11 protein-coding genes are annotated in these 16,815 nt (G+C 39.5%); 10 read left to right on the forward strand and 1 reads right to left on the reverse strand.

The window, feature by feature from the left end; all coding sequences use genetic code 11:
- The first annotated feature begins 103 nt into the window (after positions 1–103).
- From B5X70_RS00675 to lon, 3 genes are all read left to right on the forward strand, one after another.
- Positions 104–1,294: an N-acetyltransferase gene (locus B5X70_RS00675; RefSeq protein ID WP_079555931.1), complete on the forward strand. Its 1,191-nt coding sequence runs from the start codon at positions 104–106 to the stop codon at positions 1,292–1,294.
- 217 nt (positions 1,295–1,511) lie between these two features.
- A complete protein-coding gene (locus tag B5X70_RS00680) occupies positions 1,512–1,775 on the forward strand; it encodes a type B 50S ribosomal protein L31 (protein WP_079555932.1) in 264 nt (87 codons plus the stop codon).
- A gap of 191 nt (positions 1,776–1,966) precedes the next feature.
- A complete protein-coding gene (gene lon, locus B5X70_RS00685) occupies positions 1,967–4,393 on the forward strand; it encodes an endopeptidase La (RefSeq protein ID WP_079555933.1) in 2,427 nt (808 codons plus the stop codon).
- A 72-nt stretch (positions 4,394–4,465) separates the two neighbouring features.
- Here lon and B5X70_RS00690 read toward each other — a convergent pair whose 3' ends face one another.
- Entirely contained in the window at positions 4,466–5,257 is a 792-nt protein-coding gene (locus B5X70_RS00690; protein ID WP_079555934.1) for an ADP-ribosylglycohydrolase family protein, read from the reverse strand.
- 993 nt (positions 5,258–6,250) lie between these two features.
- Between B5X70_RS00690 and B5X70_RS00695 the strand changes: the two genes are divergently transcribed.
- The 7 genes from B5X70_RS00695 to B5X70_RS00725 all read left to right on the forward strand — a co-directional run bounded on the left by B5X70_RS00695 (position 6,251) and on the right by B5X70_RS00725 (position 16,807).
- Positions 6,251–7,363, forward strand: a complete 1,113-nt coding sequence (locus tag B5X70_RS00695; RefSeq protein ID WP_079555935.1) for an AI-2E family transporter — start codon at positions 6,251–6,253, stop codon at positions 7,361–7,363.
- Positions 7,364–7,990: 627 nt separating this feature from the next.
- Positions 7,991–9,490, forward strand: a complete 1,500-nt coding sequence (araA, locus tag B5X70_RS00700) for an L-arabinose isomerase (protein ID WP_079555936.1) — start codon at positions 7,991–7,993, stop codon at positions 9,488–9,490.
- Between the two features lie 72 nt (positions 9,491–9,562).
- Positions 9,563–11,458, forward strand: coding sequence for a sodium:solute symporter family transporter (locus B5X70_RS00705; RefSeq protein WP_079555937.1), 1,896 nt, complete (start codon positions 9,563–9,565; stop codon positions 11,456–11,458).
- A 173-nt stretch (positions 11,459–11,631) separates the two neighbouring features.
- Positions 11,632–12,321, forward strand: a complete 690-nt coding sequence (locus B5X70_RS00710) for an L-ribulose-5-phosphate 4-epimerase (RefSeq protein WP_079555938.1) — start codon at positions 11,632–11,634, stop codon at positions 12,319–12,321.
- 26 nt (positions 12,322–12,347) lie between these two features.
- Positions 12,348–14,015 carry a ribulokinase gene (locus tag B5X70_RS00715; protein ID WP_079555939.1) on the forward strand — a complete coding sequence of 556 codons (1,668 nt, stop codon included), beginning with the start codon at positions 12,348–12,350 and terminating at the stop codon, positions 14,013–14,015.
- Positions 14,016–14,291: 276 nt separating this feature from the next.
- Entirely contained in the window at positions 14,292–15,578 is a 1,287-nt protein-coding gene (locus B5X70_RS00720) for a galactokinase (RefSeq protein ID WP_232468418.1), read from the forward strand.
- 167 nt (positions 15,579–15,745) lie between these two features.
- Positions 15,746–16,807 carry an aldose epimerase family protein gene (locus tag B5X70_RS00725; protein ID WP_079555940.1) on the forward strand — a complete coding sequence of 354 codons (1,062 nt, stop codon included), beginning with the start codon at positions 15,746–15,748 and terminating at the stop codon, positions 16,805–16,807.
- Positions 16,808–16,815: the final 8 nt, after the last annotated feature.

The raw sequence follows: 16,815 nt of genomic DNA on the forward strand, positions 1-16,815 counted from the left end.
GGATTTTCGCATCTAATAATATTTAATTGAAACTAAATTTAAACAGGGCGAAAAAGAGATCTATAAAGAACGGAGTTAAATCATACAAAGACTAAGTTGCAAAATGAGAATTATTCCTGTTGGTGATAAACAAACCCGTACCATGTTTTTAGACATGGTTCAGGTTATTTATAAGAATGATCCCAACTACATTCGTCCTTTGGACAACCTAATCGAAGAAATTTTCGATCCTGCGCGTAACAATTTTTATTCACATGGGGAAGCCGCGAGATTTCTCCTGTTGGATGATAAGGATGCTCCTATTGGTCGGGTTGCAGCTTTCATAAACCGGGACAAAGCTTTTGGTTACTCACAACCCACCGGCGGGATGGGTTTTTTTGAATGCATCAACAACCGCGAAGCGGCTTTTAAACTCTTTGACGCTGCGCGCGATTGGCTCTTGGAACGAGGGATGGAAGCTATGGACGGCCCTATTAATTTTGGGGAAAATGATAACTTTTGGGGTTTATTGGTGGAAGGATTTACGCCTCCTGCATTTGGAATGCAATATAATCTGCCATATTATCGCGACTTCTATGAGAACTATGGGTTTGATAACTATTTTGAACAGGTAACCCATCACTTGGATGTATTAAAACCTTTCCCCGAAAGATTTTGGAACATTGCTTCGCGGGTTGTAAAACGGAAAGAATATTCCTATAAGCATTTTACCTGGAAAGAATCTGAAAAATTCATTCATGATTTTGTAGAGATTTATGATGATGCCTGGCGTTTTCATGAAAATTTTACACCGATGAATCCCGAAACACTGCGTAAATCCCTGCGTGAAGCAAAACCATTTCTGGATGAGGAGTTGATATGGTATGCCTACCATAACGATCAACCCATCGGGTTGATTGTTATTTTTCCAGATGTCAATCAGATTCTTAAATACTTCAACGGAAAGTTTAGTTTATGGAACAAAATACGTTTTGTTTTCTATAAATGGATGAATAAAATGGACAGAGGTCGGGTAGTCGTTTTAGGTGTCAAAACGAAATATCAACGCATGGGAATAGAGTCCGGTATTTTTTGGCATTTGCGGGACGTTGTGGCAAAAAAGACTTACCTGAAAGAGATGGAGATATCGTGGGTTGGAGATTTCAATCCAAAAATGCAAGCGCTGCTTAATGCCATGGATGCGGATTTTGGCAAAAAGCACATCACTTACAGATTTATATTTGATCCTGAAAAAAGGGAAGAGCAAAGAGCAGGTAAAATACCCGTCGATACCAAAAGCCGTCTTGATTCCTAAACCCAATATATGCATATATTATGGTTTCCATCATCATAAATCAAAAATATGAAGATCAATTTTCAAGAAAAACTTGGTGATTAATTGGTTATTATATACCTTTGCAACCCGTTTAAGAATTAAAAGAGTGATTGTAAAACCGTTAAAGTTTCCGAAACATCTTTAATCACTGAACATCAAGGTGCCCGGAGACGAATAAAACACAAATTAAAAGACAATGAAAAAGGAAATTCATCCGGATAATTATCGTATGGTTGCTTTCAAAGATATGTCCAATGGAGACGTATTTCTTACCCGCTCAACCGCTAATACTCGTGACACAGAAGAGGTCGATGGAGTTGAATATCCGGTAATCAAACTAGAAATTTCAAGTTCCTCTCACCCGTTCTATACTGGTAAGATGAAGCTGGTTGACACCGCAGGACGTGTTGATAAGTTTAGAAACAGATATCAAAAACATTTCGACAATAAAAAGAAATAATTCTTTTTTAGGAGAAAAGAAACCAAAAAGCTTCGGTCGTACCGAAGCTTTTTTTTTGAGTTAAACGGATCTTATAGCAATCATTCAGCAATATTATCCTTTTATTTGGCATGGCTATTGTCATATAAGGAACATTATATAATTCAAAGCGACTTAAGACATTTTGTCAGTTCGAGAGAGGTTTCAATATTATGAATAAAACCAATAAGGCATCATTTAATTTTCAATTAAGCGATTTTTTGGAGTCGGAGGCAGAGTTTATCCCCATTGTTGAAGATGACGATTACCAACAATTGATGGATGAAGAGAAGGTTCCTGATGTAATTCCCATACTTCCATTACGAAATACAGTGCTTTTTCCGGGGGTGATATTTCCCATATCCATCGGAAGGGAGAAATCATTGCAGCTGGTAAGAGACGTTCAAAAGTCTAAAGGAGTGTTGGGTGCAGTTTGTCAAAAGGATCATAAAACTGAAGACCCGGTACCAGAGGATCTTTACAGAGTAGGAACCATTGCCCGTGTTTTGAAAATTCTGGAACTACCCGATGGATCCACTTCTGTTATCATTCAAGGCAGAAAGCGTTTTCAGTGGCATGAGATAGTTTCGGATACGCCTTATTTTACCGGAAAAGTCTCTTTACTTGATGAAGTAAAACCTGAGGGAGACGAGAAGCGTGAGTTTGAGGCAATAGTAGGATCTTTGAAAGATCTATCCATGCGAATAATCAAAGGCTCTTCCAATATTCCCCCGGAGGCATCTTTTGCCTTGAAAAACATTGATAGTCCTGCATTTTTGATTAACTACATAGGTGCGAACAGTGAAATTAAGATTTCAGAAAAGCAACGTGTTTTGGAAACCAACGACCTGAAAAAGCGGGGGCTTTTGTTGGTAGAGCATCTGGTTCGTGAAGTTCAGTTGGTTGAGATCAAAAATGACATACAGTCTAAGGTTAAGATTGACATCGATCAGCAGCAGAGGGAGTATTTGTTGCAGCAACAAATGAAAACCATTCAGAATGAACTGGGTGCCAGCCCTATTGAGCAAGCTGCTAAAGAGCTGGAAGCGGCTTCGAAAAAGAAAAAGTGGTCAAAGGAGGTTGCAGATGTTTTTAAAAAGGAGTTGGATAAACTGCGTAGATTGAATCCTGCTTCGGGTGAGTATTCGGTACAGCATAATTATTTGCAAACCATGATCGACTTGCCCTGGGAGCAATACACCAAAGATGTTTTTGACTTGAAGAAGGCTCAACGAATTCTTGATCGTGATCATTTTGGTCTCGATAAGGTAAAGGAACGGATTCTTGAACATCTGGCTGTGCTTAAGTTAAAGGGTGATTTAAAATCGCCCATCCTTTGTCTGTATGGCCCTCCCGGAGTGGGTAAAACATCCTTGGGAAAATCCGTTGCAGAGGCGCTTGGCCGACAATATGTCAGGATGTCGCTTGGTGGATTACATGATGAGTCAGAGGTTCGGGGACACCGCAAAACTTATATAGGAGCCATGCCCGGACGAATCATTCAGAATATTAAAAAAGCAGGTTCATCCAACCCTGTTTTTATTCTTGATGAGATTGATAAAATAAGCAGTAGTTATCATGGAGATCCGGCTTCGGCATTGCTGGAGGTTTTGGATCCCGAGCAAAACAGCAATTTTCATGATAATTTTCTGGATGTGGATTACGATTTGTCTAAAGTCATGTTCATTGCAACGGCCAATACTTTGAATTCCATTTCGGCTCCATTGCTGGATCGGATGGAATTAATAAACGTTACTGGGTATATCGTTGAAGAGAAAGTTGAAATTGCCAGACAGCACTTAATCCCCAAGCAGTTGGCCAATCATGGTGTTCCCAAAAGCATGGTATCACTAAATAAAAAAGTTCTAACCTATTTGATCGAGAATTATACCCGGGAGTCGGGAGTTCGTCAGCTCGACAAGGTATTGGCCCAGCTTTTCAGAAAAATTGCACTTAAAATTGCTTCGGATGAGGAGGTGAAGAAAAGTCTGACCATGGCCGATTTGAGAGAGTATCTTGGTGTGGAAAAATATTCCAGAGACAGCTGGGAGAAGGATGTGCCCCCCGGGGTAGTAACAGGTTTGGCATGGACAGCAAGTGGAGGCGATATCTTGTTTGTTGAAAGTAGCCTGAGCAAAGGTAAGGGGAATCTGACTCTTACCGGAAATTTGGGTGATGTGATGAAGGAGTCTGCAGTATTGGCTCTGGAATATATTAAATCGCATGCTGAGGAATTGAATATTGATCCCGTCATTGCAGAGCAGAACAACATTCACGTTCATGTTCCCGAGGGAGCCATCCCAAAAGATGGCCCTTCAGCTGGTGTTACGATGGTTACCTCAATGGCTTCCATTTTTACTGGACGTCCGGTAAAACCTCGGGTTGCTATGACTGGAGAAATTACTCTTAGAGGAAAGGTTCTTCCTGTTGGGGGTATCAAGGAGAAAATACTTGCAGCCAAAAGGGCAGGCATTCTGGAGATCATTCTATCGAAAGACAACCAGAAAGATGTAAATGAAATTAAGAACATCTATGTTGAAGGGTTAACATTTCATTATGTTGAAAACATCATGAACGTTCTGGAACTGGCTCTGAAATAATATTGTAGCGCATAAAAATAAGAGCAGTCATTCGATATGACTGCTCTTTTTGTATTGGCTGCTATATTAAGTTTAGCTTACAGATATCTTTTCTTCAATTCTGCAAGATTGGTCGAACTTATCAATCAGATTTTCCATATCAGCTGTAAGTCTGGTGAGTGCTCTCTTTATAAAAGCCTTTGGAATGTGTTTGAAATAAGCCTGAGCCAGAGCTCCGGTAATAGAAGCAATGGTATTGGCCGGACCACCTATGTAGATTGCCAGCCTTACTGCCTCCTCAAAATCAGAAGCTTCAAAAAAAGCTGATAGTGCCGGGGGAACAGGCGTTATTAAGGGTTGTCCACTTCTAATATGTTCTTTCCAGTAAGAGGTTTTCAAGTTAAGATCGTATTCGAAATGAGCTGATACATAAGATTTAATGTCTTTGCGGGTGGCCCCGTTAAATGCCATGTAAACAGACACAGCCGTGGCTTGAGCTGCCGCAATTCTTTCTGGCACGTTATGGGTTACAATGGTTGATTTTTCAGCTTCGTGGAGAGCTTCTTCCATGCTTTGCGCCAGAAATCCGATTGGACTAATTCTTCTGGCAGCGCCATCCCCTTTACTTATATAAGGATTGCCCTGATCTGATTTTACCCAATCCAGGAAGTCCTTGCGATAGCCTGCATTGGGATGCTTCAGCACCCAGTTAACTATCGACTGTTTATAATCAATTCCATGCAATACCGAATCGGCAGTGGCAAGTGTTAAGATCGTGTCATCCGTAAATTCTGATGTTGGTCTGAACAGTTGAAAATCTGTATCAGGCAAGTCAGAATTTTTGAATGCAGATCCAATGATGTCTCCAATAATTGCTCCTTTCATGTTGTTGATGCTTATGTTTAGGTGTGTGTGATGTGTGTTTACAGAGGACGAATATCAAAAGTAATTGTCAGAATATCAAATTTTTTTGACCTTGTGTTCAACTAGGATTGAGATGAATTTGGCTTTTATTTCTGCTATAGTACACAAAAACAGGTAGATAGAGTTTGTCTGTAATTGTTGTTTAAAGTAATCTATTTTGATAAAATGCAATATTTAGTTGATTAGAAAAGAAGACGTTATGTTTATTAAAGCATAGAGTATTATAAAAAGTTCGAAATATGTAAATTTAGTATTAGTCACATAAGGTAGTAATATAAGTCAAAAAGAATTTTATTTTTTGCGTAATCTTGACGATTGGGATGTTTTAGACGAAAAATACAAGTTTGAGAAAGACAGAAATTATGGTAAATAAGATTTGCATATGGTATTATATTATAATCAAGAATCTTATGCCTGCTGTTTTTTCAAATATAGTTTGATCTCTGTTGATGAAAGCCAGTAGATGCGCTATATAGAATATGCAGATTCTTAATTTTTATTTATTTGGAGAGTCTGATTGCTTTTAAGAATAGTAATACTATAAGGCGTTGGGATTGGAAATCATAAAAAGTCATTATATTTGAAATCAAGGAACTTGTTCTACAATAGCCTATGAGCGCATCATCATTGTAGGTGTTTTGAAACAGTTTAGTTGACCCGGATGATGTTTGTTATTGCCAAAAGCAATGAGCATTCTTTATGAGGGAATTATCAAAATTTGGCGGCACGGGGAATCATTTTTTCGATGAATGTTGTGACCTGTGCTTTAAATATGACAATTCCCTGAGCGAAAATATAAGCATGTTTAGTTCAAGGAATCGAGTCCCAAAAGCATCGGGACGATTTCTCCCGATGGTTCGGGAACATATAAAGAGCAAAGATTAAACAGATGAAACGAGTCCCGAGGTATCGGGACGAGTTCCATGTGGTTCTTTAAAAACTAATTTTAGACACATGAAAGATGTTGTGAAATACCTTGCGCTGGTAGCAATTTTAATCGCCGGAGGCTTTTTGGTCTGGTATTTTCGATCCGTCTTTTTCTTCATCTTGATCTCAGCTGTGTTTTCATTAATTGCTCGACCTTTGTTTGATCAATTTAAACGCATCCATATTGGCAGAAAACATTTGAGTAATGGTTTGGCTGCTCTGCTGACTGTACTGGTCATTTGGATTTTGATTATTACATTTTTCCGTTTCACAATTCCATTGATCGGAAGTGAACTTCAATACTTATCTAATGTAGACATAACTCAGGTATTTGATAGGGTTACCCAAATGCTTTATGAGGCATTACAACCCTATCGTGAATCAAATGCTACCATCGTCGTTGCGTTGGAAGATCAATTAAGGGAAGCTGCAGCAGCTCTGTTGGACATGAATCGTATTAGGGAGACTGTTTCCGGAGTTGTCAGTTTTTTTGGAGGACTATTTGTGGCTGCTTTCGCAATTACTTTTATCACATTTTTCTTTCTTAAAGAGGAAGGTCTGCTTTTGAGATTGCTGATGCTGGTTATTCCTGATGAATATGAAGCGGGTTTGCGGCATGTGTTAGATTCTGTACGATACCTGCTTCGTAGATACTTTCTGGGAGTCCTTATCCAGGTGTTTTTAATTTGCTTTCTGGTTACGTCAGGCTTTTTGTTGCTTGGTTTTAATTTTAATCATGCATTGACTATTGGTCTGGTCAGTGGGCTTTTGAATGTAATTCCATATGTTGGGCCGTTAATTGGAGCCTTCTTTGGAATTGTTACGGGAATAATTATTTACCTTCAAATCCCTTTACCATTATCTCTTCTCGCTTTGATGGGATGGATAGCCTTAATTTATTCTCTGGTTCAATTAACCGATAATATGGTGTTTCAGCCGGTAATTTTCTCGAATAGTGTAAAGGCACATCCGTTGGAGATTTTTATTGTAATTATGATGGCTGGCTACCTTTCAGGTATTCTGGGAATGTTTTTGGCCATCCCCGTTTATACGATCGTTCGTGTGGTTGGGCGTGAATTCTTCTATAACTATAAAGTGGTTAAAAAGTTAACAGATGGATTAAGACAGAATACTCAGTAGGGTTGAAGAGGGTCCGTAAATAGTGATCGACTGTACGTTTGCCTAAATCCATCACGGGTTTGGGCTAGAATGAGAGACAGTTTATACTTTGCTTATCATATAGAACCACCAGGTAATGTATTTAAATTTTGACTCATAAGCGGTTTGATTGGCAATGGATTAATGATTATGTTCCTTCTGCAAAAAAATGAAAGATTCACTCCTCAATTGTCAAACGCAGTTAAAATTGCCTCTATTATTATTTATTCAGACATATCAGATTTAAGTTTAATCTCTGAATTGCTATAATTGTAATAGTTACTATATTTAAACAATCAAAATATTTTGAATGATTTCTTAATTTTTTCTTGTTTTTCAAAAAAGTAGCAATTACTTTTATAGAATTATTTCAATGTGTACATTTCATGTCTGAAGAAGATCTGTTTGTAATATTTCAGAGATCTTATAATCTGGAGTAATGATCACATTATAAGAGATGTATGGCATGAGGATGACCAACAAGAATCGGGGTGACTTATAACCAGTATGTAAAACATTTTTTGGCAGGGTTTAATGTTTAGATTAAATTTGATTCACCTTGTTAAAAAAACAGATAATTATATTATAACAAATTAAATAGAAGAAATTATGCTTAAACATCTTGAGGTTTGGTTTGTAACAGGAAGTCAACATTTATACGGGCCAAAAACCCTTGAACAGGTTGCTTCAAATTCTACTGCCATTGCAGCAGCTTTAAATGAATCAGCGCATATACCGGTTAAAATTGTATATAAACCGGTTGTTAAAACTGCGGAAGAAATTCTTAATGTGTGTATAGAAGCTAACAATGCAAAGAACTGCTTAGGACTCATTACATGGATGCACACATTTTCGCCTGCGAAAATGTGGATATCAGGCTTGATGTCCCTACAGAAGCCTTTTTTACACCTTCATACTCAGTATAATCAAGATCTACCCTGGTCAGAAATCGATATGGATTTCATGAATTTGAATCAGGCAGCCCATGGTGACAGAGAGTTTGGTTTTATAGGTAGCCGTCTGCGAATTCAGCGTAAAGTTGTAGTTGGCCATTGGTCAGAAGAGGGCGTTCAAAAAAGAATAGGAACCTGGACTCGTGCAGCAGCAGGCTGGAACGAGCTACGGAATTTAAAAGTCGCCCGATTTGGAGACAACATGAGAAATGTTGCGGTAACAGAAGGTGATAAAGTTGAAGCGCAAATCCGTCTGGGTTTCACAGTTCATGGATATGGAATTGGTGATCTTGTAAAGGAAGTTAATGCTGTTTCTGAGTCTGATATAACCAAATTAGCAGAGGAGATTGAAGCAAATTACGATGTTGTGCCAGAACTTCGAAAAGGAGGAGCGAAACATGATTCATTACGTGAATCTGCCAAAATTGAAATCGGATTGCGTACTTTCCTTGAAAAGGGAGGTTTTAAAGCTTTTGCCGATACATTTGAAGATTTGAATGGTTTGGAGCAGCTACCGGGGTTTGCTGTGCAGCGTTTGATGGCTGATGGATACGGCTTCGGTGCAGAAGGCGATTGGAAAACTGCAGCTCTTGTAAGAGCAATGAAAGTTATGGCCACAGGATTGGAAGGCGGAACTTCGTTTATGGAAGATTACACATATGACTTTAATCCATCCGGAGCAAAAGTATTGGGTGCGCATATGCTTGAGGTTTGTGAGTCTATTGCGGAAAACAAGCCAAAAGTTGAAATTCATGAATTGGGAATTGGTGGAAAAGCAGACCCGGTGCGTTCAACGTTTACTGTTCGTCCAGGCAGTGCAATCAATGCCTCTATTATGGATATGGGTAACCGTTTCCGCCTTGTTGTTAATGAGGTTGAAGTAGTGCCATTGGATGCTCCTATGCCAAAATTACCTGTTGCCAGTGCGCTATGGGTTCCAAAACCAAATCTGGAAGTAGGAGCAGGTGCATGGATTCTGGCAGGAGGAGCACATCACACATCCTTTAGTCAGGTTATTACGGCAGAGTGCATGGAAGATTTTGCAGAAATGGCAGGCATAGAATTTCTGTTGATCGATGATAAAACGACCATTTCAGATTTTAAAAAAGAGTTGAAGTGGAATGATTTATTCTACCATCTTAGTAAAGGTATTTAATTTCATGCTAGCAGGTAAGTCAAACAGATTTTTGGTCTCGGCTTACCTGTTTTAGTTCTAAAAATGATTTTTATGAATGCGGGATTTACAACAATTGATTATCTGATTTTCGGAGCATACGCTGCTCTTATTATGGGAATCGGTCTTTGGATTTCACGAACAAAGAAGGGAGAGGAAAAGGATTCCAAGGATTATTTTTTAGCAGGAGGAACATTATCATGGTGGGCTATTGGAGCCTCTTTGATTGCTGCAAATATTTCTGCTGAACACTTTATTGCAATGTCAGGGTCTGGTTATGCGATTGGACTTGGAATGGCAGCATATGAGTGGATTGCGGCGATTGTTCTGATTTTGGTAGCAAAATATCTGTTACCTCAAATGTTGGATAAAAAGATTTTCACCATGCCACAGTTTGCCAGAGAGCGATATGGCTCAGGTGTGAGTTTCTTTTTCTCCTTTTTCTGGTTGTTGGTTTATGTCTTTGTTAACCTGACCTCTGTTGCATGGCTTGGAGCCCTTGCTATGAATCAGATTTTGGGGGTTCCAATTCTTTATGGAGTTCCGGGATTGTTGATTTTTGCTGGAGTCTACTCTATATACGGAGGAATGAAATCAGTAGCCTGGACTGACATTGTACAGGTGTTCTTCCTGATCTTTGGAGGACTTATCACTGCCTGGTTTGCTTTGGATGCGGTTGCCGGCGATGGAAAATCTGCTTTCGAAGGTTTCAGGGTTGTTCTTAACCAGATCAGAGCAAGTGAGACAGACACCCACTTCAATATGATTATTGGTGATTCTGAAGGTACACGTGATTCTTTTCTGAATCTGCCGGGTCTGGCAGTCATATTTGGTGCCATGTGGCTTACCAATATTGGCTACTGGGGTTTTAATCAATTCATTATTCAAAAAGGGTTGGCTGCTAAAAACCTAAAGGAAGCCAAACGTGGATTGCTCTTTGCGGCATACCTGAAGATTTTAATTCCTATTATTGTTATTATACCAGGTATTACTGCATATGTCATACATGGGATGTCTGTAGAAACAGCTGACGGGTCTTTGGCATTTATAAACCAGATGGGCGATTCAACACTTCTGGCTGGTGAGGTTGCTATTTCAGATGATGCCTATCCATGGCTTCTTAGAAATTTTGCACCTGTTGGTATCCGAGGTCTCGCCTTTGCCGCACTGGTTGCTGCCGTAATTTCTTCTCTTGCATCCTTGCTGAACTCTACATCCACCATTTTCACGCTTGATATTTATAAAACTCTTATAAATAAGAGTGCAAGCGAGCGCCAGTTGGTTCGTGTTGGTCGTTTTGCTGCTTTTGTTGCTCTAGCTATAGCCATTGTTGCTGCGCGACCTTTATTAGGTGGTCTTGATCAGGCATTTCAGTATATACAGGAATATACAGGGTTTATTTATCCTGGGGTAGTGGCAGTGTTTGGTATGGGGATTTTGTGGAAAAGAGCGACCAACCGGGCTGCATTGTGGACAACCATTGCCACCATTCCAACCGGTATATTAATGAAGTTGGCTCTACCCGATTTGCCCTGGATGATACGCATGGGGTATGTATTTATCATATTGGTTGGTCTGTCAATTACTTTGGTGTTGACCGACAAGCATAAGGTAAAGGCAACTCCTATGAGCCCTGAAAACATTAAAAAGCAAATGAACGCCGGACATGTTTTTGCAGCTCTTGCAATTATTACTTTTGTGGCCGGAATGTTATGGGGAACCAACCTGTTTGGCATGGGCATGCTGCACCTTGGATTTAATTCAATTTTTATGACCACTGCCATGATGACCTTCTTAGCTGTTATTATGTATACAAATGCTAAAAGCTCTTTGCAGGATGATAAAGCATATGATTTCAATCCGGACATCATAAAGACCGATAAGGTGTTCTTTACTATGGCCATGGGTATTGTGGTAATCATTGTTGCCCTTTATGCTTATTTCTGGTAAACTGATATAAACCATTCATTTTTTAACTGCATGGATTGAACAGAAATGACAATCCATGCAGTTCTGAATGTAACTATAAGGGACGATCTTCATAAGCACAGAGCTTTAAACCAACTTTATAAGTTGGTTTATATTTTCACCAGTTGATTGAAAACTTATTTAAAGCAAATCTTATGCTAGAAAAATTGAAACAAGATGTCTGTAAAGCCAATCTTGACCTTGTAAAATATGGATTGGTGATTTTTACATGGGGTAATGTGAGTGCGATCGACAGGGAAAGCGGACTTGTGGTAATAAAACCAAGTGGAGTGGAATATGATAACATGACCGACGATCAGATGGTTGTGCTGGATTTGGAGGGGAACATTGTAGAAGGAAACTTACGACCCTCCAGTGATACACCTACGCATTTGGAACTATATAAAGCATTTCCTGAGATCGGAGGCATTGTACATACGCATTCAACCTACGCCACTGCATGGTCACAAGCCGGGATGGATTTACCAATTGTTGGAACTACACATGCCGATTATTTTGCAGGTGATATCCCTTGTACGCGGGATATGACAGAGAAGGAAGTTACAGGAGGTGCCTATGAAAAGGAAACAGGGACTGTTATCATTGAAAAATTTGCAGAGATTAATCCTATGCACATTCCCGGTGTATTGGTCAAAAACCATGCACCATTCACTTGGGGGAAAGATGCACATGATGCAGTACATAACAGCGTCGTTTTGGAGCAGATTGCAAAAATGGCGTTTGTAGCACAGTCTGTAAATCCAAATATGTCTATGAATCCCCTCCTCACAACCAAACATTTCGAACGCAAGCATGGAGCGAATGCCTATTATGGGCAGAAGTAACCGATAAAAAATTAAAAGATAGGAAAATGTCAAAGAAATATGTAATTGGTCTGGACTATGGTTCCGATTCAGCAAGAGCTGTTATTGTGGATGCACTTTCCGGAGACGAAATTTCCACATCAGTAAAACATTACCCAAGGTGGGTTGATGGAAAATATTGTGATCCTGCCAGGGATCAGTATCGACAACATCCTCTTGATTACATAGAGGTAATGGAATTCATTATAAAGGATTCTTTATCAAAAGCAGGATCCGACGTTGCTGAAAACGTTGTCGGGATCTCATTTGATACCACCGGAAGTACTCCCGTATTTGTTGATAAATCTGGAACCCCATTAGCATTGTTGCCCCAGTTTGCCGAGAATCCAAATGCTATGTTTGTACTTTGGAAAGATCATACTGCTGTTAAAGAAGCTGCAGAAATAAATGAACTTTGCAAAAAATGGGAGATAGATTATACTGCTTACGAAGGAGGTATTTACTCTTCAGAATGGGTTTGGGCTAAGGCTTTGCATGTTTTACGCGAAGACAAAGCTGTGCGCGAGGCTGCATATTCGTGGATTGAGCACTGTGATTGGATGCCTGCCTTAATAACCGCCAAACAAAAACCTGAAGATGTGGTGCGCAGCCGATGTGCGGCAGGGCACAAAGCAATGTGGTTGGAGAAGTGGGATGGTTTACCATCTGAAGAATTTCTAACTGCTTTGGATCCTATTTTGGCTGGATATCGTCAAAGATTATTCCGAGAAACTTATACCAGTGATGTTAAAGTTGGGAATTTAACTGATGAGTGGGCAAAAAGATTAGGCCTTACTACTAATGTTGCCGTAGGTGTTGGTGCTTTCGACTGCCATATGGGTGCTGTAGGAGGAGAAGTTACCCCCAATGTACTTGCTCGCGCCATCGGAACTTCAACTTGTGATATCATGATTGCTCCATATGAGCAGATCGGAGATAAACTGATTGCCGGTATTTGCGGTCAGGTTGATGGTTCAGTTATTCCGGGTTATGTTGGTCTGGAAGCCGGACAATCTGCATTCGGAGACATTTATGCGTGGTTTAAAAAAGTAGTGGCTTGGCCTTTGGAGAACATCCTTGCCGAAACCTCTATTGTTGATGCAGAAACGCGCGAAAAACTTATTGAAGAGAGTGTAAACGCCATTATTCCTAAACTTGCTGAAGAAGCAATTAAGATTCCTGTTGAGGAATCCACCATCATAGCTGTTGATTGGATGAATGGTCGACGTACCCCCGATGCAAGTCAGGAAGTTACCGGTTCAATTGCAGGACTAAAACTAGGATCATCTGCACCACGTATTTTCCGAGCTTTGGTAGAAGCCACAGCCTTCGGTTCAAAGGCAATTGTTGACAGGTTTGCACGCGAAGGTGTTGAAATTAAAGAAATAATTGGTTTGGGTGGAGTTGCGAAGAAATCTCCATTTGTGATGCAAACTCTTGCCGATGTTTTAAATATGCCAATTAAAGTTGCCAGAACAGAACAAACCTGTGCATTTGGAGCAGCCATGTTTGCTTCGGTGGTGGCAGGAATATATACAAAAGTTGAAGATGCTCAAAAAGCAATGGGTAAGGGTTTTGAACAAACCTACTATCCAGATGCAGATAGTTCTCAGAAATATGAAGAGATATACAGAAAATATCAAAAATTAGGAGAATTCACCGAGAAATCACTTTAGTGATTTGATTAGAAATTGTTTAAAAATCCCCGTCCGATGACGGGGATTTTTTTTATTCTTGAATCAAACGGTGTCTGTTTCCCAAAAACAACGCAAATAATACTGTTGCTTAACTATTTAAAACATATTTGTTTAAGATTTAATTACCTACCACACCCTACCAGTAGGTTTTGTTGTGAAAAAACGTTTTCTTTGTGAAGTGTCACTCATTCGAATACTTAAGTTTTGTTAAATACATTGCAGAAAAACAGGATTTTCAACTATTAAAGCTCTATTATGATGGAAAAAATTGAAAAGATTCTTGAGAAGTTGAATATTGATGAAAACCCCTTTCTTAAGGAATTATATGGCAATGACGTTGCTGTATTGAAAATGCAGGCAGATCGTTACGCTTCACTTATCAATGAGTTTAAAACTACATTCAAAGCAAATGAAGCAATGCTGTTCAGTTCTCCCGGAAGAACTGAAATAGGCGGCAATCATACAGATCATAACTTTGGCCGTGTACTTGCCGGTGCTGTAAACCTGGATAATATTGCAGTTGCGGCTGCGAATGGAACAAATATCGTACGCATACTCTCCAAAGGATATCCACAGTTTGAGGTTGATTTGTCAGATTTGTCGCCGAATGAGAAGGAATTCTTTACCTCAGGATCACTTATAAAGGGTATTTGCGCGAAAATGAAAGAACTTGGATTTGAGATTGGAGGGTTCAATGCGTGCATTGACGGCGGAGTTCCCAAAGGATCCGGTCTAAGCTCTTCTGCTTCATTTGAAGTGCTTATAGGAGCAATCATAAGCCATTTATTTAATAATGGGAAGTTGGATCCTGTTCAGAATGCAATCATAGGGCAGTATTCTGAGAATACATACTTTGGTAAGCCATGTGGCCTAATGGATCAAACTGCTTGTTCCGTAGGAGGACTTGTTACCATCGATTTTGAAGACCCTGCCAATCCGCTGGTGAAGAAAGTGAATTTTGATTTTACTTCAACCGGATATGTCCTTGTCATTACTGATACAGGAGGAAATCACGCTGATTTGAATGACGAATATGCGTCCATACCAGTTGAAATGAAATCAATAGCCCAACACTTGGGCGCTGATGTGCTTCGGAAAGTATCTATGGAGAAAGTGCTTGGCGCCATTCCGGAAATTCGCAATACGATAAGCGACAGAGCCATTTTAAGAGCCATTCATTTTCTGGGTGATAATGAAAGAGTGGTTGACCAGGTTTCAGCCCTGGAAAAAAATGATTTTGACTCTTTTCTTAAGATGGTGGTTGATTCAGGATATAGTTCGTATATGTATAATCAGAATATCTTTCCGGTGAATAACGTAGAGGAGCAGGGAGTCTCCTTAGGTTTGGCTTTAAGCAATATGGTGCTTAAAGACGAAGGTGCATGGCGGGTACATGGCGGTGGATTTGCAGGCACCATCCAGGCTTTTGTTCCGAAAAATCTGTTGGATAAATATGTAACAACGCTTGAGTCTGTTTTCGGGGAAGGAGCCTGTCATAAATTGTTTATTAGGCAAAAAGGAGCTGTTAAAGTGGTTCTATAGCAAAAATCTCATAAAGAATCGGTATATTGGGATAGCGTTTACTGCTGGGAGGAGTTTCATTTGTGTTTGCAGATGAGTCTACTTTCCCATGGATCTACTTCGATTATTCCGCTATAATTTTGGCCAGTTGACTAAAAACATATAAAAGCATTAGAAAAATAGTGATTATGAAAACATTTGATATCATTAAAGAAGAACTGTTTGAAGCTACAGTAAATGGAAAGAAAACAAGTTTGTTTACACTTCGCAACAAGAATGGTTTGGTTGCTCAAATTACCAACTTTGGAGCAACAATCGTAAGTATATATGCCCCAAATAAAAAGGGCGAATTTGCAGATATAGTACTTGGCTTTGACAATGTGGAAGATTACATCAATGGTAATGGATCATACATGGGCGTTCTTTGTGGACGTTGTGCCAACAGAATTGCCAATGGAAAATTTGAGTTGGAAGGCAAGGTTTATAATATGGCCGTTAATAATGGTCCAAATCATTTACACGGTGGAGTTACCGGCTTCAATAAAGTGGTATGGGATGTTGAGAGTTTGTCGGAAAATAAAGTTGTATTAACTTATTTCTCTGAGGATGGAGAAGAGAATTATCCGGGTAATGTTACCGCTAAAGTTACATACACATTAACAGAGGAGAATGAACTGGTGTTGGATTATGAAGCATCTACAGATAAAACCACTCTGGTCAATTTTGCCAGCCATTCATATTTCAATCTGGGTGGTGAGGGTTCAGGAAAGGCTTTGGATCATCAGCTAATGATTAATTCTGATTATTTTACCCCTATTGATGATACCTCCATTCCAACCGGAGAAATTCTCAAAGTTGCCGGTACTCCAATGGATTTTTCGACTGCAAAGCCTATCGGGGAGGATCTGTTTAAAGAAGATTTGCAATTGAAGAATGGCGGTGGATATGACCATAACTGGATTTTAAAAAACAGAGCAGGAGAAATGGTTTTGGCTGCCGTTGCGCATGATCCTGCAAGTGGCAGAGTAATGGAGATTCATACAACTCAGCCTGGTATACAGTTCTATTCATCAAACTGGATGGAAAATGAGAAGGGCAAACATGGAAATGTTTATAATAAACATGAAGGTTTTTGCCTTGAAACCCAACATTTCCCTGATTCAATAAATCATGCACATTTCCCTTCGGTTATTCTAAAGCCCGGAGATGTTTATAAGCATTCCTGTATTCACAAGTTTCTGATAAAGTAGAATATATC

The sequence above is a fragment of the Alkalitalea saponilacus genome (assembly GCF_900168165.1).
GTDB classification, from domain to species: domain Bacteria; phylum Bacteroidota; class Bacteroidia; order Bacteroidales; family Marinilabiliaceae; genus Natronoflexus; species Natronoflexus saponilacus.